Source organism: Variovorax sp. OK212, from assembly GCF_900112425.1.
In the GTDB taxonomy this organism is placed as follows: Bacteria; Pseudomonadota; Gammaproteobacteria; order Burkholderiales; family Burkholderiaceae_C; genus Variovorax.
Genome location: NZ_FOLP01000002.1, coordinates 259,308 through 283,326 on the forward strand (window position 1 = coordinate 259,308; position 24,019 = coordinate 283,326).

At 64.7% G+C, this 24,019-nt stretch carries 21 protein-coding genes; 3 read left to right on the forward strand and 18 right to left on the reverse strand.

What is annotated here, in order from left to right:
- Positions 1–87 precede the first annotated feature (87 nt).
- Complete coding sequence (locus BM004_RS07820) at positions 88–1,968, reverse strand: UvrD-helicase domain-containing protein (protein ID WP_093212359.1); 1,881 nt, start codon at positions 1,966–1,968, stop codon at positions 88–90.
- 2 nt (positions 1,969–1,970) lie between these two features.
- Positions 1,971–3,935 (reverse strand): ATP-dependent nuclease, encoded by a 1,965-nt coding sequence (locus BM004_RS07825; RefSeq protein WP_093212361.1) that lies wholly within the window; start codon positions 3,933–3,935, stop codon positions 1,971–1,973.
- Between the two features lie 146 nt (positions 3,936–4,081).
- On the opposite strand from BM004_RS07825, the gene BM004_RS07830 reads away from it, so the two are divergent.
- The gene (locus BM004_RS07830; protein ID WP_093212363.1) at positions 4,082–4,957 is read left to right on the forward strand and encodes a hypothetical protein; all 876 of its coding nucleotides are present in this window, start codon (positions 4,082–4,084) and stop codon (positions 4,955–4,957) included.
- A 191-nt stretch (positions 4,958–5,148) separates the two neighbouring features.
- Entirely contained in the window at positions 5,149–6,117 is a 969-nt protein-coding gene (locus tag BM004_RS07835; protein ID WP_093212365.1) for a hypothetical protein, read from the forward strand.
- A 1-nt stretch (position 6,118) separates the two neighbouring features.
- Here BM004_RS07835 and BM004_RS07840 read toward each other — a convergent pair whose 3' ends face one another.
- Entirely contained in the window at positions 6,119–6,868 is a 750-nt protein-coding gene (locus BM004_RS07840) for a hypothetical protein (RefSeq protein WP_093212367.1), read from the reverse strand.
- Positions 6,869–6,992: 124 nt separating this feature from the next.
- Between BM004_RS07840 and BM004_RS07845 the strand changes: the two genes are divergently transcribed.
- The gene (locus tag BM004_RS07845) at positions 6,993–7,778 is read left to right on the forward strand and encodes a GNAT family N-acetyltransferase (protein ID WP_093212369.1); all 786 of its coding nucleotides are present in this window, start codon (positions 6,993–6,995) and stop codon (positions 7,776–7,778) included.
- A 55-nt stretch (positions 7,779–7,833) separates the two neighbouring features.
- Here BM004_RS07845 and BM004_RS07850 read toward each other — a convergent pair whose 3' ends face one another.
- The 15 genes from BM004_RS07850 to BM004_RS07920 form a co-directional block, all read right to left on the reverse strand.
- Complete coding sequence (locus tag BM004_RS07850; RefSeq protein ID WP_093212371.1) at positions 7,834–8,094, reverse strand: DUF2274 domain-containing protein; 261 nt, start codon at positions 8,092–8,094, stop codon at positions 7,834–7,836.
- Entirely contained in the window at positions 8,091–9,359 is a 1,269-nt protein-coding gene (locus BM004_RS07855) for a TraB/TrbI/VirB10 family type IV secretion system protein (RefSeq protein ID WP_177206419.1), read from the reverse strand. The genes BM004_RS07850 and BM004_RS07855 overlap by 4 nt, the downstream gene beginning before the upstream one ends.
- Positions 9,356–10,384: a P-type conjugative transfer protein TrbG gene (gene trbG, locus BM004_RS07860; RefSeq protein WP_093212373.1), complete on the reverse strand. Its 1,029-nt coding sequence runs from the start codon at positions 10,382–10,384 to the stop codon at positions 9,356–9,358. The genes BM004_RS07855 and trbG overlap by 4 nt, the downstream gene beginning before the upstream one ends.
- Positions 10,381–11,088: a conjugal transfer protein TrbF gene (gene trbF, locus BM004_RS07865; protein ID WP_093212375.1), complete on the reverse strand. Its 708-nt coding sequence runs from the start codon at positions 11,086–11,088 to the stop codon at positions 10,381–10,383. The genes trbG and trbF overlap by 4 nt, the downstream gene beginning before the upstream one ends.
- A gap of 12 nt (positions 11,089–11,100) precedes the next feature.
- Positions 11,101–12,474 (reverse strand): P-type conjugative transfer protein TrbL, encoded by a 1,374-nt coding sequence (trbL, locus tag BM004_RS07870; protein ID WP_093212377.1) that lies wholly within the window; start codon positions 12,472–12,474, stop codon positions 11,101–11,103.
- A gap of 4 nt (positions 12,475–12,478) precedes the next feature.
- Entirely contained in the window at positions 12,479–12,763 is a 285-nt protein-coding gene (locus BM004_RS07875) for an EexN family lipoprotein (protein ID WP_093212379.1), read from the reverse strand.
- A gap of 13 nt (positions 12,764–12,776) precedes the next feature.
- Entirely contained in the window at positions 12,777–13,505 is a 729-nt protein-coding gene (trbJ, locus tag BM004_RS07880; RefSeq protein ID WP_093212381.1) for a P-type conjugative transfer protein TrbJ, read from the reverse strand.
- On the reverse strand, positions 13,502–15,976 hold the full coding sequence (gene trbE / locus BM004_RS07885) for a conjugal transfer protein TrbE (protein WP_093212383.1): 2,475 nt from the start codon (positions 15,974–15,976) through the stop codon (positions 13,502–13,504). Before trbE ends, trbJ begins: the two co-directional genes overlap by 4 nt.
- Positions 15,977–15,986: 10 nt before the next feature.
- Positions 15,987–16,268 carry a VirB3 family type IV secretion system protein gene (locus BM004_RS07890; protein ID WP_093213027.1) on the reverse strand — a complete coding sequence of 94 codons (282 nt, stop codon included), beginning with the start codon at positions 16,266–16,268 and terminating at the stop codon, positions 15,987–15,989.
- 8 nt (positions 16,269–16,276) lie between these two features.
- A complete protein-coding gene (locus BM004_RS07895; protein WP_093212385.1) occupies positions 16,277–16,636 on the reverse strand; it encodes a TrbC/VirB2 family type IV secretion system protein in 360 nt (119 codons plus the stop codon).
- Positions 16,633–17,670: a P-type conjugative transfer ATPase TrbB gene (gene trbB, locus BM004_RS07900; RefSeq protein WP_093212387.1), complete on the reverse strand. Its 1,038-nt coding sequence runs from the start codon at positions 17,668–17,670 to the stop codon at positions 16,633–16,635. The genes BM004_RS07895 and trbB overlap by 4 nt, the downstream gene beginning before the upstream one ends.
- Entirely contained in the window at positions 17,667–18,173 is a 507-nt protein-coding gene (locus BM004_RS07905; protein WP_143072412.1) for a ribbon-helix-helix domain-containing protein, read from the reverse strand. Before BM004_RS07905 ends, trbB begins: the two co-directional genes overlap by 4 nt.
- Positions 18,170–20,215 (reverse strand): conjugal transfer protein TraG, encoded by a 2,046-nt coding sequence (locus tag BM004_RS07910; RefSeq protein ID WP_371268881.1) that lies wholly within the window; start codon positions 20,213–20,215, stop codon positions 18,170–18,172. Before BM004_RS07910 ends, BM004_RS07905 begins: the two co-directional genes overlap by 4 nt.
- A gap of 285 nt (positions 20,216–20,500) precedes the next feature.
- A complete protein-coding gene (locus BM004_RS07915) occupies positions 20,501–21,388 on the reverse strand; it encodes a LysR family transcriptional regulator (protein WP_093212389.1) in 888 nt (295 codons plus the stop codon).
- Between the two features lie 269 nt (positions 21,389–21,657).
- Positions 21,658–23,991, reverse strand: a complete 2,334-nt coding sequence (locus BM004_RS07920) for an NADP-dependent malic enzyme (protein WP_093212391.1) — start codon at positions 23,989–23,991, stop codon at positions 21,658–21,660.
- Between the last annotated feature and the right edge of the window lie 28 nt (positions 23,992–24,019).

Genomic DNA, 24,019 nt, shown 5'->3' on the forward strand with positions numbered 1-24,019 from the left:
GTCACTCGGCACAATCCCAACGACCTTAGGCAGGGTCTGGCGCCTAGCGAATACGGGGCTGGAACGCGCGAAGTACTTTCGCGCCTGTTAAATCGCGATCTCCCGTACACCTGCCTGCGCAAGCAGTTCGAACAGGTCCGCCACCTTCTCGCGCGGACCTCGCTCCCGACAGAAAAGGAAAAGCGCGCGCTGCTTGGCGCGCGACAAGGCAACAAAGAAGGTGGCGATACCCTCCGGATTGCCGGGGACGTAGCTCCACCAAGCCCGATCGTCCAGACCCAAGAACGCAATGGTGTCGTACTCGAGGCCCTTGCTCTTGTGCACAGTCATCAAAGGGATCTGCCCGATGCCAGCGAAGGTGGCGAGACACGCCGGCCATTCCTGCGCCGTCTGGGCGGAGTTGGCGAAGTGCTGCGCGAAGCCTTCGGCCATGATCTGTAGCAAATCGCCATGGGTGTACTGCAGAAACGTTCGCGAGATGGCATCTCCGTCCAAAAACTCGAACACCTTGATCACCAAGTTCACCGCGCTCACTCGATTCGGCGAGGTAGCGGCCATATCGCTGCGCAGATCCGTCAGGAAGCGGGCGAGCTGCGCCTGGCTCCGGTCTGCACCCGCTTCGTCATCGGGATCAAGCGCACGAAGGATCTGAAGCGCGCTGGAAGCGCGCTGCCATGCGTCGGGTTCTCGTCGGCTTGCGCCCAACCGAAGAATTGCGAGCACGACCTGGCTGATCTCGTCCGCCAGCAGATCTTGAACCGTCGTGCGTCCCAGCGAGCGGCTTTCGTTGCGGATGCTTAACCCGGCAGCCGCAAAGGCCTCGCCCAGTTCTCCTTCGAAAACGTCCGCAGTCTGACGCACCAGCAGCGCATAGTCGCGGGGCTGCTTGCCGCGCTGCGCCATGTCTGATGCAATCCATCGCGCAAGATGGCTTGCCTCGGCCTCACGCGTGCTACTTGCCCAAATCTGAGCCACATCGCCATCCACCTGGCGCATGGCTTGCGCCTGGGTTGCCACAGCACCGGGATCCAGCGCGCGCGCCACCACGTGCTGGATGCGCACGAGATCTGGCGATGAGCGGAAGTTGAACAACAGCGGAAATCGCTGCGCCCGGAAATCGGCCTCGAACCTCTCGAAGGCATCAGTTCGCGCGCCCGCCCACCCCATGATGCGTTGCTTGTGATCCCCGACGGCTGTAACCATCGCATGGCCCGCAAAGGCCGACAAGAGCAAGTCATACTGCGCGAAGGTCGTGTCCTGAAACTCGTCCACAAACACGAATGGGTAGGTCGTGCGCATTGCCGTGCGAATGTGCGGATTCGACCGTAGCAGCAACTCCGCAAGCCGGTTGATACCGACAAAGGTGAGTGTGGAACGTTCTGCTCCAGCCAGTTGCTGGTGCCACCAGCGGTCGATAGCAAACTCGATGCCATTTTGGGGGGCAACCCGCTCGACTTCCAAAATCCGACTGCCCACAACCTCTGGCTCGAAGGTCGACGGGCCGAGCCCCGCGATTTCGAACTGCCAAGGTGGCGGTGCCGCCAAGCGCGCGCCATCTAGGAAACCGTCCATCTGGCGCCGTGTCGGGAAGGCGATGTCGTAGGGCTTGGTCGGCCGGCGCGACGCGGGGATCGCAGACTGGAAGCGATCCACCAACCCCTTAGTGAAGGCGTCGAAGGTCATCGATACAAAGCGGCTGGCCAGCTCCAGAGGACAACGCTGGCGTACGCGAGCAGCAAGGTTCGCCGCCGCATCGCCCTTGAAGGAGATGGCCAGTATCCGATAGGGTGGCAGGCAGAGCCCCGTCTCCAGCAGATAAACGGCCCGTTGCGCCAGGAACTCGGTCTTGCCGGAGCCCGGGCCTGCAACGACCGACGCGGAGCCGACATGCTTGAGTGCCCGCCAGGCTTGAGGTTCCAGATCGGGGATACCACGCGGATGCCAGTCATCCGGTGCAACGCGCGCCATCGTCAGATGCCACCCGGCGCCGCCGGTTCGACCTTGGCGCGCACGTAGTTCAGCAGCGCCCGCAGTTCCTCCGGGGCACCTGCAGCGAGTTGCGGTGCCGGCACGGTCGAGAGCACACGCACGTGCGTCGTTGGCTTGCCTCGACCGAGGAACAGGTAGCGGTACCAGCGCAGCGCAGTATCCCAAGCTGCTGGATACGTGCCAGGAATGCCATCCTCGCCGAGCACAGCATCCCTGGGGTCACCCCTTCCTGAAGGCCCGCGATCTCCGGCCTCCAGTACTTGGTACGCGACGGAAAAGGCGCTGAACATCGACAGGTCAAGGTCGAGTGGATAAGAGAAAAAGACGCCGGAGCTGCGCAGGTGTTGAACCCATTGCTCGACGCCTGCTACGTTGCCTGCCGCGTTTTGAGCGAATAGCGCTAAGTTCGCCGCCGGCCCATCGGGGTGCAAAGCGGCGCCGAACACCTGCTGTGGATGAAATTCGCAGGCCAGCAGTTGCTCGCAAGCCGTCTTGATGCGCCCCCACCCTCCTCCGCTTCGGCCCCAGTCCAGGTCAAGCAAGGTGGCATGTGGAATATCAAGGTCGGTGAGCAGGCGCCATAGGTGGTTCACGTGCCGCCCACCCAGCGGGACGATAGCCACAAACGACCGATCGATCGGAAACCCCATCGCTTCAGCCAGTTTAGGCAACACCACCTCTTCGGTAGCTCCCTCGCCCAGGACAACGAAACGAGCGAAATAGAGTTCCGGATAGCTCCTCACGGCCTCACGCACGAATTTAGACGCTTCCTCCACGCCAACAGGCAATTGCAGCGCACGAACCATCGCCGTGCGGTCCACCGGATTCAAGCGGAAATGCCGCACGCCCTCAGGCTCGATGCGCGCCAGGATGCTCGCGGAGTGGCTCGACACGATGGCTTGTGCGCGATGGCCGTGGGTGAGTTCCCGGATCTGACCCACGATGCGCGACAGGTAGAACGGTGCCAATGTGTTCTCTGGCTCCTCCACCGCGATCAGCGTCAGAGCGGGAAGCGACACCGTGTCGACCAGGAAACCTGCAGCGGCGGGATCGGCCGCCACCTGCGCTTCAACGTCAAGGATCGCCGCGGTCATGGCGAGGTGGAACAAGGAGCGCTGCCCATCGCTGAGATCGTCGAGACCACGCTCACGACCCGACTCATCCGGGTAGAACATGACTTCCACTCTGCGCACAAACTCCTGCCAGCGCACGTCCACAGGCCGAAAGACCGGCGTGGTGTCCGTGCCCGCCGAATGGACCTGCTGCCAGCGATAGCTGACGGCCGCGGCGATGCGACCGACAGCTGCTTCCCCGACGAAGGCCCCGTTCATCGTCGCTCCGGCATGGACCAGTGCGTCCTTGACACCCTGCGACCAGTTGATCGCGCGCCACAGACGCCCCTTGAGGAAGGCCGTGACCTGAGAGCCACCGTCTCGCGTGGCCGGAACGTAGATCATCTGAATCCTCGCCCGGTCCACAGCCTTCATTTCGAAGCACTCGTCGTCCTCGAATGGCCCGAAGGTGCGCACGGCCAGCAACTTTTGCTCCACTGCGCCTTCGAGCGAGCCGTCGTCTGTCCAGGTCGCCTGCAGCCGCAGGCGGCACTTGAGGCGGCCCTGCTCGTCGGCGGCCATTTGCTGGAAAAATTCTGGCACCGCCGCGAGGTCCGCGTTCGCATCGAGCTCAGGGAAAGCGACGACGGCCTCGACGTACAGCGTTCGCTGCGGTCCAGGAGCGAGTTCATTTGCAGGAACATGGAAATCCTGTCGCCGCAAGCGACGTTGGTCCGCCGTCACGCCAAAGAGGCGAGCCAAAGCCAAAAGGACGGCGGTCTTGCCGGTGCCATTGACACCGATGAATGCGGTGAGATGGCGCTCCAGCGCAATGGTGCTTTCTTGTGGGCCGAAGCATCGAAAGCCGCTCAGGTGCAATCGCTCGATATGCATGCAGAATGGGGCTGTAGCCGAATGTAAATTTGGCTTGCAGTATGACCGAGTCGCGGGGCGATTAAACGGAATGTCCGTCAGCTGAGTGGTAAGCCCAATTCCTACGATCCGGCCCTAACCACGATGCTTCTAGGGGAGCTATAGCTATGTCATCTTTTAAGTTCTCGAAAGTCGCAATCCTCCAGTCCCTCGATCCTGGAGATTTCGAGACCGGAACCGAGTTGGGAAAATCCATCGAGGGTCTGCGCGACGATCATGCAGTGGTGCCTGAAGTGGAGCTGATCAACGTAAAGGGACGCGAAGAATTCCTACAAGCCATTGAAAAGCTGACCACTGAGGTTGAGAAGAGTGATGCCGCCCCCATTCTCCAGATCGAGATGCATGGATGGGAGGACAAGACGGGACTCGCATTCCCTGACGATACGTCCTTGACTTGGCCAGAGCTTTCGGACCCGTTGGCCCGGCTCAACAAGGCAACTGGATTCAACCTGCTCGTATGCATGTCAGCATGCTTTGGTGGCCATTCCCTCAGTTTCGTCAAGCCCGATGGCCCCAGCCCTTGCTTCGGGCTCATCGGCCCTACGCATTCTGTCGATCCGTCAGAGCTGCTCGGTGGTTTTCGCTCGTTCTATCGGGAGCTGATCACAACGCTGGACATTAATGCTGCGCTCGCGAAGCTGCATGCTCACAAGCTGCAGAAGGGTGGCTACATCAACATCACGGCGGAAGAGTGGTTTTTCAAGCTCGCGGCTGGCTATCTCAAGACTGACTGCACCGAAGAGCGACTCCAAGCCAGATCCAAGGCAATCACCGACCAGATGAAGAGCGAAGGAAAGACGCTCAACGATGCGCAACTGGCGGCCATTGCACAACTTGGGACCACGCTAGCGACCAGCTTTCTAGATCGCCGATTCCCGACGTTTTTCATGGTCGACGCAATCCCGGAGAACCATGTTCGCTTTGGCCATGCGTTGACCCAGGCAAAGCAAGATGTTGCGGATTTCATCGCGTCGCAAAAGTAGCCCGGACCGCTTAGCCGGTAGCAACGTGCTGTTGGGGATCGTCACACCCCTGCAAAGAACGCTTCAGCGCCTAGTCCATCGACCCTAAAGCAAATCGGAGTGATCTGTTGAAGCTGTTTGATCCTATCGTCGCTGAAGCGAGGTTGCACCCAAACCTGCGCAGCATTCTCAGTACAGGAAACGTCTACAACATGGACGTCCTGCAGGACTGGGCGCGCGGCTTCGTCGATCGCGACGGCAAGTTCGTCGAGGAGTTCCAGACCACGTTCAATTCGAGCTTCTGGGAGCTGTACCTGTTCGCCGTGCTGAAGAAGTACGGCATGAGCGTGGACTTCTCGCAAGCAAGGCCCGACTTCTGCATCCCAAGCCTGGGGTTGAACATCGAGGCCACGATCGCCTCGAACGCGCAGGGTGCCGAGCCGGAGTTTGCCAGGCTGGGCAAGATGCCGCCGGGCGACCTGAATGCATTCAACCTGCAGACCATCGTGCGGCTGGCCAACAGCCTCGCAGTGAAGCATCGCAAGTACATCGAGTCATATGCGCCGCTCGATCATGTGAAGGATCGCGCCTATGTGGTGGCGGTGACGAACTTCGACCAGCCGTTCAGCTTCATGGCCTGTCAGCGACCGATCGAAGCCGTGCTGTATGGCTACTACGTCGACGAAGAGCGCTACATCGCCACAGGAGGCCAGGAAGGCCGGTTGCAAGGTGAAGAACTGCGGCAGGTATTCAAGGACAACGGCAGTCCGATCGACCTCGGCCTGTTCACCACGCCGGCCTATCGGGAGATCAGTGCGGTGATCTTCAGCGGATGCGCAACCATGGGCAAGGTTCGCGCGCTCTCATCAGATCCCGCTCCCGGAATCGTCTTCACCGCATTGCGCCTCAATCCGGCCGCAGACCGTCCGCATGTCATCAACGAACCCAAGCGGCGCTACCAGGAAAGCCTGCTTGACGGCCTGCGCGTCTATCACAACCCGTTTGCGCAGCGCCCGCTGGACCCTGCCCTCCTCCGACACCCAAGCGTGTTCCAGTGGCATTTCCAAGGTGACGAAGAAATCATCGAGCAGCGCGAAGGTCAGTTGCTCTTCCGTTGTGTCAATACGGTCCTCGACAAGCCTGGTACACCGGGTGTCCTAGGGCAGTCCGACCGTTCGTGAATCAATCGCGGAGAATCCTTGCCGGATACTTGGCATCGAACATCTTTTCTTCGAGCCATTCGCACAAGTACTCTACCTGCTCGATCGCTTTCATCAGCTTGTCGCGAGAGACGTGAACCGAGGGCGACATGAACAGCGCCGGCTCGTCGCCTTCTTCAAACAGCGCGGCCTCGCGCTCGCTCATGAAGAACGGCCGGGGATATCTCTGCCTATCCTTCTCGGCGTGGGTCACTCGCACCGACGTGATGCTCTCTGGATGCTGATCCCGATTACGGGCCAACACCACCTGCTCGATGATATCCAGGTCCGCCGGGCATCGAGTCCAGTCGATGCCCGCACACGAGGCCAGACAAGCGCGATAGCCGCCGACAATCCCTTCGTTCTTGAATTCGACCTTGAAGGCCTTGCCGCAGTTCAGGCCAAGGTCGCGCTCCCAGGTCCGGAAGTAGAGCTGCAGAGATGCCGACAGCATGGACAGGCAACAGCGGCCAGTGACTTCCCGCAGTTCGTCCGCATCGATCCACTCGCTGAGAAACGGCGGCTCTCCATCTTCGCTGTAGGGAGGCACATAGGGCTCTTCCTCCGCTTCGATCTTTCGGATGATCTCGTTGAACGGACTCGTCCCATGCTCGTAAAACTGGCGGATGAGGCGCGTACGATCTTTCAAGAAGAACAGAACATCCATACTCACTCCTTCCTTGACGACGGTGGCGCACTCGCGCTCGATGCGACGGGGGCCACCGACGAGCAACGGCGGTCCATCACGTTCAGGACGACGCGCTGCAGCCGTACAGGCCACTCTGCAAGCCCACAATAGCGGCTGATGCGCGCATCCGCCGCCGCGCCCATACCCCACCGCATCCTACAGCTCTGCCATGCCCACTACTAACCCGCCAGAAGCGCGTGCTGGCTCGCGCTCTGTCATCAGACGCTCCAAACCCGAAGACATCGCGCTAATCCGTTCCTGGTTGGAGGCGGAAGATGCTGCTGGCGTGCACGGCAACTTTCTTTGCAACTGGTCCGTCATTGCACGAGCCCATGAGGACCAAGAGCTGCTTGTGTACATAGACGGCAAGACTGGACTGCCAGTTGCCTTCCAACTCGGGCGCCTGCTGCAGTCAGGAATCCTGCAAGTCAAGCAAGACTTCCGAGGCCGGGGAATCGGCAAGAAGATGGTTGCCTACTGCGTCAATCTCGCCCGACACAAGGGCGAGGATCTCCTGGTCATTCAATGCAAGCCGTCTTCATCGATTCCGTTTTGGCAGCGCATGGGCTTCACGCTGATCCCTGATAGTGACCCGCCGAACAAAGCCTATAGAGTCTTGGAGCGAAGGCACGACCTGCCCGCAGTCGGCAAGCCTGTAGACGTAGTCATTCGGTTCTATCCGGAGGAAAGAAAATGGCGAGATGCCTGCGCTGCGCTCGTGCAGCTTGCGGCGTCAGGGAAGGAATTGCCGGACGGCGTGATCCAGCTCGACCGCCGAATTTCCTTTCATGAAGACGCCTACCCACTCGCCCGAGATGTCGTTGTCGAGGCTGAGGTCAATGGAGTTCGCCAGTTTATCGACAAGGCCAAATACCGCGAACTTCAACAACGCGGCGTCACACGGTGCAGGAATGGATGGTTCATTGACCAGATTCGCCCCGAAGAAAGTCATTGATCCATCGCTTCGCCGCAGTCTTTTCAGAGCGATTTGCATCCGCAACGCGCAGGCGTCACCCACCCGGGAGCGGTCTGCTCACAGCAGTGGGAGCGATTCGTTTGTGTCCCATCGTCCTGAACCCACGATCCCGCGCCATGAACGCCTCCAGCATGTGCGGCACCAGCGCAACGGCATCGACCCGCTCGCCGTAGGTCTGCGCGTGCATCGCCGCATAGCGGTCCAGCGTCGCCTTCAGCTCCGCCGACAACGTGACAGTGAGCTTGACCGGTTCGATCTTGGGCAGCGGCCCGAGGCGAAGCTTGGCCGTGCTCATTGCGACGAACCCCGGGTGAAAAACAAGGGCTGATAGGGCCTCAGGATCAGATCCTTATTGACCATCACCCGCATTGGGAAACCCGGCCGGATCGTGAGCGTCGGCTGGACACTGAGGTTGCGCTTGGTGATCTCCTGGCCGACCTGGTTCACCGTGTCCTGGGCGCTTTCACGACCGGCGATGATCACGCGGTCCCCGGTGCCGCCGTTGATCGCGCGGGTCTCGGGCGCGGCCAGTTCGGCGCCGAGGCCCAGCAGCGTGGACAGCGCCGCACCGGCGAGGATGCGGTCCCAGTGCCAATCGACGCCATCCTCCAGGCCAGCGTAGCCGGCCGGGTCGATGCCCGGCAGACGGTCCAGCGCCACCGAAGACGTGTCGGGCAGGATCAGCCGCGTCCACACCAGCAGCACGCGCCGCTGTCCGAAGGTCACCTGGCTGTCATAGCGCCCGATCAGGCGCGAGCCCTGCGGGATCAGCAGGTAGCGGCCGGAGGCAGTGTCACGAACCTCCTCGGTCACATTGGCGATCACCTGCCCCGGCAGGTCGGAGTTGATCCCTGTCACCAGCGCGGCCGGGATGATCGTGCCGGCCATGACCTGGTACGGCGAAGCCGGGAGCTGCAGACTTCCGGGATTGCGCGTGGCCGCGTCGCCCGCCTTGGCGACAAAGGACTCTTTTTGGTCTTGGCGGTTCTGCACCGCAGTGGGGTCGGCCGGCTGCGCCGGCGCTGTAGGCGCCAAGGCGCCGGCCAGCGCATCGAATGGCTGCACGGCGCGGGCCTCGCCAGAAGGCGCGGCCTGGGCAGGCCTGGCGCTGGCGCCGCCCGGGGCGCGGAAGAACACCCCCGAGCGTGCCGCCTCCTCGGCCGCCAACTGCGCCGCATGCGCCGGATCGACACCGCCCCCCGGCACGCGCGTGTCCATCGGCTGCTGCGATTTCACGATGGCCGGCCCCAGGTCGCCCGGCAGCGGCACGCCCAATTGAGGCACCGCGGACCGTGCGGGTAGCCCAGCGTAGTCCTTGGGCAACTGGTCCAGGCTCTCGGCCTTGGCGACGCGATCGACGTTGTACAGCTCGGCGGCCGGGTTGCGTTCGCGCCTGTGCGGCTGCAGCGACCACAGGGTCGCACCGAGCACCACGGCGGCCAGCGCGCCGACGATCACGGCCAGCATCCGCCGGTTCAGGCGCACCACCGGGCGCGGCGGCGCGCGCAACGCCATCGCCTCCGGGTCGGCCTTCGGCGGGACGTTGGCGGACTCGCTCATGATCCATTGCTCCCCGTCGCCGCACGGGACACGCCGTCGGTGCGCTCGATGCGCACGACTTCGGCCTTGCTGCCCTTGAAACCGCCCAGGCGCAGCTCTGCAGCGCCGAACAGCCGGTCCACCACGTAGTACGGCGCACGGAAGCGGTAGTTCACGAGCTGGCCGTCGCCCTGCGGGCCGATCACAAACAGCGGCGGCAGTTCGCCCTGCGCGATGCCGCCGGGAAACTGGATGTAGACCTTCTGCCCGTCATCGAAGGCGCGCAACGGCTTCCACGGCGGGCTGTCACCGTTGATCGCATAGCGGAAGCGGATGCTCTCCAGCGAGAGGCCCGCGTCCACGGGCGCCGCGGCCTGCGCCTCGCGCGCCTGCTTCTGGAGCGCCAGCATGCGGTCCTTCGGGTAGTCCCAGGACACGGATGCCATCCAGGCCTGCTGCGTCGAGGACAGTTCGACCAGGTAGGTGCGCCGGTTGGTCGTGATGACCATGTTGGTCTTCAAGCCCGTGCGGGTGGGCTTGACCATCACATTCACGCGCAGCGTCGATCCAGCGCCGCTCGCGGTATCGCCAACGACCCAGCGCACGGTGTCGCCGGCCGAGACCGTCACCAGCTCCTCGCCCTCCTGCAGCGCGAGGACGGTGACGCGGCCAGGGCTCGTATAGACCTGGTACAGCGCGCCGTCGGTGAAGGGCCAGACCTGGATCGCATTGACGTAACCCTCGCGCGAAGGCGCGATGCGGGCCTCATCGTTGGCCTTGGACACACGCACCTTCTCGTCGGCCGGCTCGGGCAGCAGCGGTGCGTCGGCCGCAGGCAGTGCCTTCATCTGCGCCGGCAGCGGCAAGAGCTTGGGCACCTCCACCACTTCGACGGGTACGGGCGGATCGGGCAGGCGCTGCGCCTGCACGGGTTCGTCCAGCGTGATGGTCGGCGGCGGCTTGCCCTGCGAGGCGCAGCCTGTGAGCCCTGCAATCAGCAGAGCCGGAAACACGTGAAGGCGCAACTGAGAATTCGTCGGGTTCATGGTTTCTTCACTCCTTCGTTCGCATCAAGTTCGCGGCTCCACGACAGACCATTGACGTAGATGCCCAGGGGGTTCTTGCGCAGCCGCTCCTCGGTGCGCGGCGGCTGCAGGACGATGGACAGCACGGCAGTCCAGCGTTCGGTTCCGGCCGGTGCGCCGTTGACGTAGCCGCGCTCGATCCAGCGCACCTGGAACGAGGAATCGCTGGCGCGCACGACGCTGGTCACTTCCACCGCCACCGAGTTCTGACCGATGCGCGAGAACGGATCGTTGGTGCGGGCGTAGTCGTTGAGCGTGGCCGCGCCCCGGTCGGTCGCATAGTCGTAGGCTTCGAGCCAGTTGCGCCGCACGACGATGGGGTCAATGGACAGCGAGCGTACGTCGTTGATGAAGCGCGCAAGGTGGTGCGCGATCTGCGCATCGCCCGGCCGGTACGGCGTGGCGGCCTCGCCGACCGTGCGCACCTGGCCGGCCTGGTCCACCTCGATCACGTAGGGTGTGACGATGGATTGCGCCGAGCGCCACACGAGGCCGCTGGCCATCAGCAGCGCCAGTGTCAGGGAGCCGAAGGCCATCAGGCGCCAGTTCTTTGCCTGCACGCGCGCGGAGCCGATGCGCTCGTCCCACACCTGCGCGGCCGCCTGGTAGGGGGTGACGGGCGCCGGCGTGTCCGAGTAGCGCACCTGGGGTCGTTTGAATCGCATGAAGGGTTCTCCTTAGCTGTCATCCCGAAGGCTGGGACTGGCACCGCTGCCGCTGCTGTCGCCCGAGCGCAGCGTGTGGGCCGCGACGGTTGCGCCGTGCGCGATGCGCTGGTGGCGTTGAAGGCGTTGCGCCCAGGCGGGCGGCGCGCTGGTCGCGCTGTGCGCTGCTGAAGCATCGGCAGGTGCTGCCGATGCAGCCGCTGGCGGCGCGGTCGCCTCGGCCACGAAGTTCGCCACGCGGTCGCGCACGGCCTTGGCGCCCGAGGCGACGCGATCACCGACTGCCTCGGCGCCGCTGCGTGCGACGTTGGCCAGGCCCGCGCCGGCAGCGCGCAGGCCGCTGCCACCCGAGGCCGCAGCTCCAGCCTGGTAGGCCGAGCGCGCGCCGCCAGCGAGCGTGCTGGCCGAACGCCCTGCAGCCGCTGCACCGCCGATCGCGCTCCGCGCCGCGCCGGGTGCCATGCGCGCACCGGCCGCGACCGCCGCACCAGCGCCGGCCACAGCAGCACCACCGGCGACCGCGAGCCCTGCCCCGCCGACCAGTGTCCCAGCTGCCGCGCCGGCACTGAGCTGCGGCGCGCCGGACACCAGCCCGGTGGCGATGCCCGGCCCGAAGATGCCCAGGCCAAACAGCGCGAGCGAGGCCAGCATGATGGTCAGCGCGTGGTCGATGCTCGGCTCGGTGCCCGGCGGAGCAGTGAACTCGCCGAACAGCCCCGTGCCGATGCCGACGATCACGGCCAGTACCAGTACCTTGATCCCCGCAGACACCACGTTGCCCAGCACCCGCTCGGCCAGGAACGAGGTCTTGTTCCACAGCGCGAAAGGCACCAGCACGAAGCCCGCGAGCGTCGTCAGCTTGAACTCGATCAGCGTCACGAAGAGCTGCACCGAGAGCACGAAGAAGCTCACGATGACCACCAGCCAGGCGAGGCCCAGCACGATGATCACGTCGAGGTTGGCGAAGATCTCGGGGAAGCCCGTCAGGTCGCCGATCTGCGTCATGATCGGCCGCCCGGCGTCGATGCCGACCTGCGCGAGGCGACCCGGCTGCAGCAACTGCGCCTGCGTCAGCGCTGAACCCGAGGCGGTCAGTCCCAGGCCAGCGAACGAGCGGAAGACGATGCCCGCGAGCGAATTGAAGTTGCCGATGATGTAGGCGAAGGCACCGACGTAGAGCACCTTCTTGATCAGTTTGGCGATCACGTCGTCACCGCCGCCGCCGCTTGCGTTGCTCATGGCCCAGAACAGGCCAGCGAGCGTCATGTCGATCAACACCAGCGTCGCCGTCAGGAACGCGACCTCGCCGCCGAGCAGGCCGAAGCCCGAGTCGATGTAGCGCGAGAAGACGTCGAGAAAGCGGTCGATGACGGCGATGTCGTTCACGGCATCATTCCTTTGGTGCCGACTCGGCCGCCGGGGGCGCCGGTGGCTTGACCGGATCGCCCGCATACGGCGACTGGCCGCTGCCGAGAAAGCGTCGCCGCGTGGCCTCGGACACGGCGCTGCACTGCGCATCGCCGACCTTGGCGTGGTCGACCTTGCAGGCTTCGCGCAGTTCCTTCAACCGCTGTGGATTGGCGGCCAGCGACTCAACGGACTCGATGGGCGCGGGCGTCTTCTCGCAGGCGGCAAGTGCCAGCGCGAACAGGCTGAGGATCAGGATTCGTTGCATGGCGGCCTCTCCCTCAGTTGCCATAGAAGTTGACGGCCGCGGGCGTGTACGGCGTGCCATCCCCCTGGAAGCGACGGCGCACCTCCCGGGCGCGCTCCTGCACGGCGACCTGGCGTGCCTGCTCCAGCGCAGCCGCACGATCCTGCGTGATCTGGAGCTGCTGGGCCTGCATCGCCTGGCGCGACTGCAACGCGAGCAACTGGTTCGTCGCCTGCATCGCCTGCAGCGCGCCGACGGCCGACTGGCTGCGGCTCACCAGGTCGGTCAGCGTGCGCTCGTCGGCGGCGAAGTTCTGCGCCGCCTGCGACTGCACCTTAGTGGCGGTACGCAGCGCTTCCAGCGAATTGCGCCAGCGCGTGCGAGCATCGACGGCCATCTGCGTGCCCGAGATCGCGGCCGTGTACGAGTCGGGATAGAGACGGCGGAAGTCCGACTCCATCTGCGAAACGTTGAAAGCCAACCCCTGGGCCTGCTGGATGAGTTGGTTCGTGGCCGACAGCGCGGCGCGCAACTCGGCCAGCGCACTGAAGTCCAGTCCCGTCAGGTTCCGGGCCTGGTTGGTCAGCATCTGCGCTTCGTTCTGGAGCTGGCGAATCTGGTTGTTGATCTGCTCCAGCGTGCGCGCGGCGGTGAGGATGTTCTGCACGAGGTTGGTCGGATCGATGACCACCCATTGCGCGTATGCGCCCGGGGCGAGCGCGGTGAGGATGGCCGTGACGGCGGCCAGCAAGGTCTTCTTCATGGCTTGATCTCCTGAAGTGAAGGGAAAGAACCGAAAGAGGGGATGAGATCGGCGGCCCAGTCCAGGCCGTAGTGGCGCAGCCAATGGGGTGCGAAGTCCTGCGCGCCGTGCGCGGCGAGCACGGCGTCGATGTCGCGCTGGTGCTCGGGCGTGGAAGCGCCCGCGAAGGCGAGCGCCACCGGCCCGAGGTCCAGGTCGAAGACCCGGTTGCCCAGTCGCGACTGGTAGTAGTAGTCGCGCTTGGGCTGGGCGGTGGCGACGATCTCGATCTGCCGGCTGTTGAGCCCAAAGCCCTCATAGATCGTGCGGATCTGCGGCTCGGTGGCCTGCGGGTTGGGCAGGAAGATGCGGCTCGCGCAGCTCTCGATGATCGCGGGCGCGATGGCCGAATCCTTCACGTCGGCGAGCGACTGCGTGGCGAAGACGATTGACGCGTTCTTCTTGCGCAGCGTCTTGAGCCATTGGCGGATACGCGCCGCGAACACAGGGTCGTCGAGGAACAGCCACGCCTCGTCAAGGATCAGCAGCGTCGGCGCACCGTCCAGCCTTTCCTCGAAACGCGCGAACAGATAGCGCAGCACGGCCAGCACCGCGGCCTTGCTGTGCATCAGCTCTTCCATCTCGAAGCCCTGCACGTCGGCGCTGCCCAGCCGATCATGGTCGGCGTCCAGCAGCTTGCCGTGCGCGCCACCCAGCACGTAGGGCGCGAGCGCCTGGCGCAGCATGTTGGACTGCAACAGCACCGACAGGCCCGTCAGCGTGCGCTGCTCGATGGGCGCGCTGGCCAGGCTACCGAGCGCGGACCAGACCGCCTCGCGCTCCTCCGGGCCGACTGCCACGCCCTCGTGGATCAGCCGGCCTTCGACCCATTCGGCGGCCCAGGTGCGGTAGCCATCGCGGTCGATGCGCGCGAGCGGTTGGAAGGCCATCCCGTTCTCACCTTTCCCGCCGCCCTCCTCCTGCGACGTGCCCAGGTCATAGTGCTCACCGCCCAAGCCCAGGACGGTGGCGCGGATCGAGCGCCCCATGTCAAAGGCGAAGATGCGCGAGCCGGCGTAGCGGCGGAACTGCAGTGCCATCGTCGCCAACAGCACCGACTTGCCCATACCGATGGGGCCGACCACCAGCGTGTTGCCCACATCACCGATGTGCGTGACAAGCCGGAACGGCGTCGCGCCGTCGGTGCGCGTGACGATTAGCGGCGGGCCGTCCAGATGCGTGTTGCGCTCCTGCCCGGCCCAGACCGCAGAGACCGGCATCAGGTGCGCGAGGTTCAGCGTGGAGACGATCGGCTGGCGCACGTTCGCATAGGCGTGGCCGGGCAGCGAAGACAGCCAGGCCTCGACCGCGTTCAGCGTCTCGGGGATCGTCACGAAACCGCGCCCTTGGATGACGCGCTCGGCGGCGCGCAGCTTCTCGTCGGCCGCTGCTGCATTCGCGTCCAGCACGGTCACGGTGGACGTGACGTAGCCGTAGGCCACCTCGTCGCTGCCCAGCTCCTGCAGCGCCGCATCGGCGTCGGCTGCCTTGTTGGCGGCATCGGAGTCGACCAGCGGCGATTCCTGCTGGAAGATCGTCTCGCGCAGCAGCGCGACGATGTTCTTGCGCTTGGCGAACCACTGACGGCGCAGCCGGCCCAGCTCACGCTCGGCCTCGGCCTTGTCGAGGCACAGGAAGCGTGTGCTCCAGCGGTAGGCGAAGCCCAGGCGGTTCAACTCGTCGAGCAGGCCTGGCCATGTGGAGGTCGGGAAGCCACGCACCGTGAGCACGCGCATGTGCCGCGCACCCAGCATCGGCGCCAGGCCGCCCGTCAGTGCTTCGTCGGCGAGCAGCGCATCAAGGTGCATCGGCACCTCGGGCACGGCGACCGCCTGCCGACGCGTGGACACGCTGGCGTGCAGGTGCGCGAGCGTCTGTGCATCGTCCAGCCAGCCGACTTCGGGCATCACGCCTTCGAGCAGGCCGTGGAAGCGCTCGGTCTCGGCGACGAAGCCCTGCAGGCGTTCGCGCCAATCGACGCGGCGCTGGCCGGAGGTCTCACCGGCGTTCTCGTAGAGCAGGCTCGCGGCGCGCGAGCGCGATTCCTCGGGCGGCAGGTAGAGCTGAGTCACGTGGTAGCGGCTCTCGAAATGCGAGCCGGCTTCCTCGAACCCGGCGCGGCGCTCCTCGTCCACCAGCCAGGACAGCGGCTCCGGGAAGGCCGAGCGCGGATAGTCTGCAGCCTCGCGCCGTTCGGCCTCGACGAACAGCGCCCATCCCGAACCCAGGCGGCGCAGCGCGTTGTTCAAGCGAGCGGTGATGGCCACCAGTTCCCCGGCGGTGGCGCTGTCCAGGTCCGGGCCACGGAAGCGCGCCGTGCGCTGGAACGAGCCGTCCTTGTTCAGCACCACGCCGGGCGCTACGAGACCTGCCCAGGGCAGCCAATCGGCAAGCAGCGCCGGGCGCTGGCGGTATTCGGCGAGGTTCATCATGCCTTCGCCCTCACGTGTCCAGCAGCACGCGGTGCTTGATGTGCCGCGCGAACACCTGCATGAATTGCGGGTCCGCGCGCGCGCCCCACACCGCGAGTGAATGGCCCACGATCCAGAGCACGATGCCCGGGACCCAGAGCTGCAGGCCCAGGCCCACGGCGGCCGCTAACGTGCCGTTGGCAATCGCTACGGTGCGCGGCGCGCCGCCCATCAGGATGGGCTCGGTCAGGGACCGGTGCAGAGGAACTTCGAAGCCCCGAACGTCGAAACCCGGCGCATCATGCGAATTCATGTGCGGGCTCATGCCAGCACCGCCCCGCCGGCGAACGAGAAGAACGACAGGAAAAAGCTCGACGCGGCGAACGCGATCGATAAGCCGAAGACGATCTGCACCAGCTTGCGGAAACCCCCGCTGGTGTCGCCGAAGGCGAGCGTCAGGCCCGTGGCGATGATGATGATCACCGCAACGATGCGAGCAACCGGCCCCTGGATGGATTCGAGGATGGACTGCAGCGGCGCCTCCCAGGGCATGTTGGAGCCGGCGGCGTGCGCCGGCAGCGCGAAGGCCAGCAGCAGCGCAGCCAACAGCATCACTTGCAGCGCCAGACGCAAGCGCGCGGTGTGCAGAGACGGATTTACGGAAATGTGCGAAGGCGTCATGACGGATCTCCTGGAAGTGAAGGCAATGAGGGAAGCGATGGCAGTGGCGCGGGCGCCAGCTCGTAGCTGAGCTGGTAGCCGTTCGCGTCGAGTCCGAGGACACGCGCGATGGCCTCGACGCGGCGCGTGCGGCCGCGCCCGGCTATGAAGACGATGACGTTGATGGTCTCAGCGATCAGCGCGCGCGGCACGTTCATCGACACCTCCTGCACGAGCTGTTCGAGACGCGTGAGCGCGCCCACCGCCGAGCCTGCGTGCACAGTGGCGATGCCGCCGGGGTGACCTGTTCCCCAGGCCTTGAGGAGGTCCAGTGCCTCAGGGCCGCGCACCTCGCCGACGACGATGCGGTCCGGTCGCAGGCGCAGCGTGGAGCGCACGAGCTCGGTCATGCTGACCACGCCAGGGCGCGTGCGCAGCGGCACGTGGTCATGCGCGGTGCATTGCAGCTCCACGGTGTCTTCGAGCACGATCACCCGGTCGCCAGTGGCGGCGACCTCATCGAGCAGCGCGTTGGCGAGCGTGGTCTTTCCGGTGCTGGTGCCGCCAGCGATCAGGATGTTCTGGCGGTCGCGCACGGCCACGCGAAGGAACGCGGCCTGGTCGGCGGTGAGGATGCCGTCAGCCACATAGTGTTCCAAGCGAATCAGTGCAACGGCGCGCTTGCGCAACGCGAACACCGGACCGGGCGTCACGGGCGGCAGCGCGCCTTCGAAGCGCTCACCCGTCTCGGGCAGCTCTGCCGTCAGCAGCGGCTTGTCCGCATGCACCTCGGCGCGCACGTGCGCCGCGATCAGGCGGATGATGCGTTCGCCGTCGGCGGGCGACAGCGTGACGCCCATCGGCGCGCGTCCGCTGCTGAGTCGGTCCAGCCACAACGAGCCATCGGGGTTGAGCAGCACTTCGACCACGTCGGGGTCGGCCAGCGCCTGAGCGATCTCAGGCCCCATCGCCGTATGCAGCATGCGGATGCGACGGTCAAGCGCCAGCGAGGCCGGTGCGACGGGTTTGCTCGGATCGCGCTGCACTCCGGTCATGAAGCCGCCTCCGGTTTGCTGCCGGCCGGGGTCACCGGCCGATCGTCTCCAGTGGCTTTCCCCACTGGATCACCCAACCCGAAGAACTGGCTGTCCTCGGGCTGGATCTCCTCGTATACGTCCTTGACCAGGCTGCGCCCGCGCAGCAGGTGGCGACCGAGCTGTTCGATGAACTGCTCGAAACGGGCGCGGCCCTGGGCGCGCGCAGCCTCCTGATGCGCCTCGGGCACCGGAGTGCTGACGGTGAGGAAATAGCGCACGTACAGCGACACTGTCTCGATCAGGATGTTCTGGTCGCGTTCCAGCTTGTCGTACTGGCGCGAGAGGCGGTCCAGGCGCTTGGCGATGGCGGCCTCCCGCTGGTCGCCACTGTCGGGCGAGAGGAACGAGGACAGCGCGGCGGCGATGATGGAGGATTTGGACAGGCCCTTCATCGCGGCCAGCTCGTCGAGACGGCGCGCGTGGTCGCGTTCGAGGAAGATGTTCAGGCGGGTGCGGCTCATAGCGCGATCCCGTCGTCTGGGTCGAGCGCGGCCAGCCGCGCAGCGCGCTGCAGGCGCGGGTCGAGCTGCGTCGGCAGGGGAAGCGGCGAGTCGTCGTCATCGAGCAGGCCGAGGTCGTCGGCGCCAGACTCGGGCTGAGGCGAGTAAATGACTTCGTCCAGCTCGGGTTGCTGCTGGCGGCCGCCTTCATCGACGCTGCCGGTTGGGCCCGCCAACGCCATGTCGAGGATGGGCGCAGCCAGCGGCGCAAGCCCGCTCCAGTCGTCGGCGCGGAGCGCCGGGGCGTCTGCATAGTGGCCGGCAGCAGTGAGCAGCGGCGCGGGCTTCACGCGCCCAGTGAAGTTGCGGTCGAGGTAATAGCGGATCTTGCGAGCCTTGATCGGCGCATGGCCCGACACCATCACCACGGCCTCTTCCGGCGGGAGCTGCATCACTTCGCCCGGCGTCAGCAGCGGCCGCGCCGTCTCCTGGCGCGACACCATCAGGTGACCGAGCCATGGCGCGAGCCGGTGGCCGGCGTAGTTACGCTGCGCGCGCAACTCAGTGGCCGTGCCCAGCGCGTCTGAGATGCGTTTGGCGGTGCGCTCGTCGTTGGTGGCGAAGGCGATGCGCACGTGGCAGTTGTCCAGAATCGAATGATTCTGGCCGTAGGCCTTGTCGATCTGGTTAAGCGACTGCGCGATCAGGAAGGCGCGCAGGCCGTATCCCGCCATGAAGGCCAGCGCGGACTCGAAGAAGTCCAGGCGCCCGAGTGCGGGGAACTCGTCGAGCATCAGTAGCAGTTGGTGCCGACGCGCAATGCCATCGGAGCCATCGAGTGATTCGGTGAGGCGCCGGCCGATCTGGTTGAGGATCAGGCGCATCAGCGGCTTGGTGCGGCTGATGTCCGAAGGTGGCACCACCAGATACAGCGACACGGGATGCTCCGCCGATATCAGGTCGGCAATGCGCCAGTCACAGCGCGATGTGACTTCAGCCACCGTCGGATCGCGGTACAGCCCGAGAAAGCTCATCGCGGTGGAGAGGACGCCAGACCGCTCGTTGTCGCTCTTGTTGAGCACCTCGCGCGCGGCCGACGCGACGACGGGATGTGGCGTCCCACCTTGCTCGTTCGCCAGGTGTTTGGTCGACATCATCCGGTGCAGCGTCACCTCGAACGGGCATGCCGGATCAGAGAGGAAGTTGGCGACGCCGCGCAGCGTTTTGTCCTCACCGGCGTAGAGCACGTGCAGGATCGCACCGACCAGCAGCGCGTGCGAAGTCTTCTCCCAGTGGTTGCGTCGTTCCAGCGCGCCCTCGGGGTCCACGAGGATGTCGGCGATGTTCTGCACGTCGCGCACCTCGTGCGCGCCGCGCCGCACTTCAAGCAGCGGGTTGTAGGCTGCCGACTTCGCATCAGTGGGGTTGAACAGCAAGCAGTGCGAGAAGCGCGAACGCCAACCGGCAGTCAATGTCCAGTTCTCGCCCTTGATGTCGTGGATCACGGCCGATCGCGGCCAAGACAGCAGCGTCGGCACCACCAGACCTACACCCTTGCCTGATCGCGTCGGCGCGAAGGCCATCACGTGTTCGGGGCCGTCGTGGCGCAGGTAGCGGTCGTCTTTGCGACCAAGGAAGACGCCGGCCGGCGCGGTCAAGCCCGCCTTGGGGAGCTCTTCCCGCTCTGCCCATCGGGCGGAACCGTAGGTGGTGACGCGTCGGGCCACGCGTGACCGCCACACCGCCATGCTGATCGCCACGCCCGTTGCGAGCAGGCCACTGGCTGCGGCAATGGCGCCGCCGCGCAGGAAGATTTCTGGGGCATAGGCGTCATACCAGTACCACCATTCGAACACCTTCCAAGGCTTGTAGATCGGCAGGCCCGCCAAGTCGGCCCACGCCGACCCTAGCTGCGGCTGATAATCGAGCGCATGCGCGGTCCACTGCGTGGCCACCCACACGCCGGCCAGCACCACGCCGAAGACGGCCGCGATCTGGCCGAGCAGGATGCCCGTTTGGATATTTGATCCGGCGCCGTCGCCGTTCCCTGGTCGAAAAGCCATCTCTGACGTTCCCCTTGGCGCTCCGCTGCGCCATACGCATGCGCGCCCCCATGGCTCGCATGGCACGAGTCTGGAATCGATGGGCCGCGAGGTACACCAACGTAGGCGTAGCTAGGCGAAGGCTGGCGGGTAAGCTGCAAGAAACGCAGTGCGCTGGCGCGATTCCAGTCTGCTGAGGGCGTAGTGACCCCAGCTTCTCAAACCGGAAGCATCCTCAGCGCCAGCTCCGATGTCCAAGGCCGATGGTGCAGGTCCAGCGTGCAGTGAACCCGCGCTGAGTAACGATTACGACAAAGTGCTGACGTGGGTAAGAAAGCGTTGCATTGACTCGGCGATGCCAAAGCGCTGATGCTTGTGCAGCACAAAGGTGGTGATGTGTTCTTCCTCGACTAGCGGCAGCGTCACAACACCGCTGTGCCGCAGCGTCTGTGTGTGCCCCTCATCACCAAGGCCCACGCCGGCGCCAGTGGCGATGCGAGTCACGTAACCCGACAAGGTGCAGGCCTCGCCTGCGAGCATGGTTCGTTTGGTGTACTTGCGTACGATCGCGCGCATCTGCGCAAGCAGGCCGGGCAAGCACTCCTCATTGCAGGAAAGCAACGGATACGCCAACAAGTCTGACAGAGCGATGGCCGGCCGGCTCGCCAGTTCGTGGTTGCAAGGTAGCACAGCCATGAGCCGGTAGCGCCAAGCGGGAGTCTGAGCGATGGCCTCGTCATCCAGCACACCGAACGAGAAGCCAGCATCGACCTCTTCGTTCCTTAGCGCCGCGACCAGCTCCCGAGCTCGCAACTCCACCAATTCCAGCGGCACCTCCGGCGCAACGATACGCCAGCAATTGAGATTTTCAGCGAGTTTGGACTGCGCGATACCATCGGCTATGCCGACGCGCAGCGGCGCCTGGTACAGGACATGAGTCTGACGGGCCGCGCGCTTAATTCGCTCGAACCGGATGAGGAGCCTGCGCGCATCTTTCAGCAATCGCAGCCCGGCCGGCGTCAGGTGAAGATTGCGCGGATGACGGACAAACAGGGACGCGTCCAACTGTTCTTCCAGATCGCGAATCGCCCGCGACAGCGCGGTCTGATCAATATGGACGCGTTCGGCAGCGCGGCGAAAGCTAAGGTCCTCTGCGACAGCAATGAAGTAGCGGAAGTGGCGCAGTTCGATCATCAACGCCCCGAGGGAACTGACCTAAGCAGTCCAGGATGACAGCGAGGCGCGAAGGTTTATCACGAGCCTAGTCCGCCCATCGCGTTGGAATGGTCTTGTGCATCAAACACGCCGTCCCTCGCAGGAATGCCGATTCCGTTTGCCAATCTGGTCGTAGTGCCCATGAATGGGTTTCGCACCGCCTTCTTGGAAGAGTTGCAACAGGCCGTCGGCGGCGCTGATTTGTCGGCGGCCGCTATCAGCACATGCGATGTAAGGAGCTTTCATAGCTACAAATTGACCAGCTGCGCTGCGTTGGAACTTGCGACCGTAAAGGCCGTCATATTTACAAGCCGGCGCACCGTAGTGCTGGGCGTTAGGATGTGCACAGGTTTGGCTGCGCCGAGCAGAACCGGGCCGATCGCGATGTTGCCGCCCGCCGCCGTCTTGAGCAGGTTGTACGAAATATTGGCCGCGTCGATGTTCGGAAACACCAACAGATTGGCGTCCTCGGTCACCGCCGCATACGGCATGATGATCGCGCGCTGCGCGCTGTCGAGGGCAACATCGCCGTGCATCTCGCCGTCCACCTCCAGCCAGGGCGCCTGTACACGCAGCAGGTTGAGCGTCTCGCGCATCTTGATGGCGCTGGGCTCGTTGCTCGTGCCGAAATTGGAGTGCGAGAGCAGCGCCGCCTTCGGCTTAATACCAAACCGCATCATCTCCTCGGCGGCCATGACCGTGATCTCGGCCAGTTCCTCCGGCGTGGGATCGTAGTTGACGTGCGTATCCACCAGAAACACCTGCCGGTCGGGCAATAGCAGGCCGTTCATGCAGGCATATACCGGCGCGTCGTACAAGTCGCGCGCATCCTGCCCATGCGTACGCTTGCCGATCACTTGGTCGATGTAGTTCAGATGGATCAGCGTGGTACCCCAGGTGCCACAGATCAGGCCATCGACCTCGTCCTTTTGCAACAGCATCGCACCGATCAGCGTCAGGCGGCGGCGCATTTCGATCTTGGCCATTTGCACCGTGATGCCCTTGCGTTCGGTCATCCGATGGTAGGTCTGCCAGAAATCGCGGTAGCGGTGGTCCTGCTCGATATTGACGATGTCGTAGTCGAGTTCTTCCTTGAGCCGCAGGCCGAACTTCTTGATGCGCTGGGCGATGACGGCCGGACGGCCGATCAGCGTGGGCCGCGCCAGGCCTTCGTCGACCACGATCTGGGCCGCGCGCAGCACGCGCTCTTCCTCGCCCTCGGCGTAGGCCACGCGCTTCTTGGTCGCGCGCTTGGCGGCGTCGAAGATCGGCTTCATCATTGTGCCGGAGGCGTAGACGAAGCTCTGCAACTTGTCACGGTAGGCGTCGAAGTCGCCGATGGGCCGCATGGCGACGCCGCTATCCTCGGCGGCCTTGGCCACGGCCGACGCGATCTTGATCATCAGCCGAGGGTCGAAGGGCTTGGGAATCAGATACTCCGGCCCGAAGCTCAGCTTCTCGCCAACATATGCCGCCGCCACGCGCTCGCTCTGCTCGGCCTGCGCCAAGTCGGCAATAGCATGCACCGCCGCGATCTCCATCTCGTCGGTGATCGTGGTGGCGCCCGAATCGAGCGCGCCGCGGAAGATGTACGGGAAGCACAGGACGTTGTTGACCTGGTTCGGGTAGTCGGTGCGGCCGGTCGCCATGATCACGTCGCCGCGCACCGCATGCGCATCCTCGGGCGAGATCTCGGGGTTGGGATTGGCCAGCGCGAAGATCACCGGGTGGGCGGCCATCTTGGCGACCATCGCCGGCTTGAGCACGCCGCCGGCCGACAGGCCGAGGAACACGTCCGCGCCCTCGATCACCTCGGTCAGCGTGCGCGCGGTGGTCTGCTGCATGTACTGGCGCTTGTCCTCGTCCATGAGCTCGGTGCGGCCTTCATAGACCACGCCGGCCAGATCGGTCACGAACACGTTCTCGCGCTTGAGGCCGACCTTGAGCAGCAGGTTCAGGCAGGCCAGCGCCGCGGCGCCCGCGCCCGAGGTGACCAGCTTGACCTCGGCGATGTTCTTGCCCGCGACCTTCAGCCCGTTGAGCAGTGCCGCCGCGACCGTGATGGCGGTGCCGTGCTGGTCGTCGTGGAACACCGGGATCTTCATGCGCTTGCGCAGTTCGCGCTCGATGTAGAAGCAGTCCGGGGCCTTGATGTCCTCGAGATTGATGGCGCCGAAGGTCGGCTCCAGCGACGCGATGATGTCGACCAGCTTGACGGGGTCCTTCTCGTCGATCTCGATGTCGAACACGTCGACGCCGGCGAACTTCTTGAACAGCACGCCCTTGCCTTCCATCACCGGCTTGGAGGCCAGCGGGCCGATGTTGCCCAGGCCCAGCACGGCGGTTCCGTTGGTGATGACGCCGACCAAGTTGCCCCGGCTGGTGTACTTGAAGGCGTTGTTCGGGTCCTTGACGATCTCCTCGCAGGGTGCCGCTACACCGGGCGAATAGGCCAGTGCCAGATCGCGCGGGTTGAGCATCTGCTTAGTGGCGGCGATCGAGATCTTTCCAGGAACTGGCAACTCGTGGTACTCGAGGGCGGCGCGCCGCAGTTGGAGATGCGCTTCATTTGTATGTGTCATTCAGCCCTCCATGGAAACTGATTTCTGC

Excerpts from the sequence above, each read along its gene's own strand:
- BM004_RS07820 (WP_093212359.1), bottom strand. The coding sequence starts at position 1,968 with ATGGCGCGCGTTGCACCGGATGACTGGCATCCGCGTGGTATCCCCGAT.
- BM004_RS07825 (WP_093212361.1), bottom strand. The coding sequence starts at position 3,935 with ATGCATATCGAGCGATTGCACCTGAGCGGCTTTCGATGCTTCGGCCCA.
- BM004_RS07830 (WP_093212363.1), top strand. The coding sequence starts at position 4,082 with ATGTCATCTTTTAAGTTCTCGAAAGTCGCAATCCTCCAGTCCCTCGAT.
- BM004_RS07835 (WP_093212365.1), top strand. The coding sequence starts at position 5,149 with ATGGACGTCCTGCAGGACTGGGCGCGCGGCTTCGTCGATCGCGACGGC.
- BM004_RS07845 (WP_093212369.1), top strand. The coding sequence starts at position 6,993 with ATGCCCACTACTAACCCGCCAGAAGCGCGTGCTGGCTCGCGCTCTGTC.
- BM004_RS07850 (WP_093212371.1), bottom strand. The coding sequence starts at position 8,094 with ATGAGCACGGCCAAGCTTCGCCTCGGGCCGCTGCCCAAGATCGAACCG.
- BM004_RS07855 (WP_177206419.1), bottom strand. The coding sequence starts at position 9,359 with ATGAGCGAGTCCGCCAACGTCCCGCCGAAGGCCGACCCGGAGGCGATG.
- trbG (WP_093212373.1), bottom strand. The coding sequence starts at position 10,384 with ATGAACCCGACGAATTCTCAGTTGCGCCTTCACGTGTTTCCGGCTCTG.
- trbF (WP_093212375.1), bottom strand. The coding sequence starts at position 11,088 with ATGCGATTCAAACGACCCCAGGTGCGCTACTCGGACACGCCGGCGCCC.
- BM004_RS07875 (WP_093212379.1), bottom strand. The coding sequence starts at position 12,763 with ATGCAACGAATCCTGATCCTCAGCCTGTTCGCGCTGGCACTTGCCGCC.
- trbJ (WP_093212381.1), bottom strand. The coding sequence starts at position 13,505 with ATGAAGAAGACCTTGCTGGCCGCCGTCACGGCCATCCTCACCGCGCTC.
- trbE (WP_093212383.1), bottom strand. The coding sequence starts at position 15,976 with ATGATGAACCTCGCCGAATACCGCCAGCGCCCGGCGCTGCTTGCCGAT.
- BM004_RS07890 (WP_093213027.1), bottom strand. The coding sequence starts at position 16,268 with ATGAATTCGCATGATGCGCCGGGTTTCGACGTTCGGGGCTTCGAAGTT.
- BM004_RS07895 (WP_093212385.1), bottom strand. The coding sequence starts at position 16,636 with ATGACGCCTTCGCACATTTCCGTAAATCCGTCTCTGCACACCGCGCGC.
- trbB (WP_093212387.1), bottom strand. The coding sequence starts at position 17,670 with ATGACCGGAGTGCAGCGCGATCCGAGCAAACCCGTCGCACCGGCCTCG.
- BM004_RS07905 (WP_143072412.1), bottom strand. The coding sequence starts at position 18,173 with ATGAGCCGCACCCGCCTGAACATCTTCCTCGAACGCGACCACGCGCGC.
- BM004_RS07910 (WP_371268881.1), bottom strand. The coding sequence starts at position 20,215 with ATGGCTTTTCGACCAGGGAACGGCGACGGCGCCGGATCAAATATCCAA.
- BM004_RS07915 (WP_093212389.1), bottom strand. The coding sequence starts at position 21,388 with ATGATCGAACTGCGCCACTTCCGCTACTTCATTGCTGTCGCAGAGGAC.
- BM004_RS07920 (WP_093212391.1), bottom strand. The coding sequence starts at position 23,991 with ATGACACATACAAATGAAGCGCATCTCCAACTGCGGCGCGCCGCCCTC.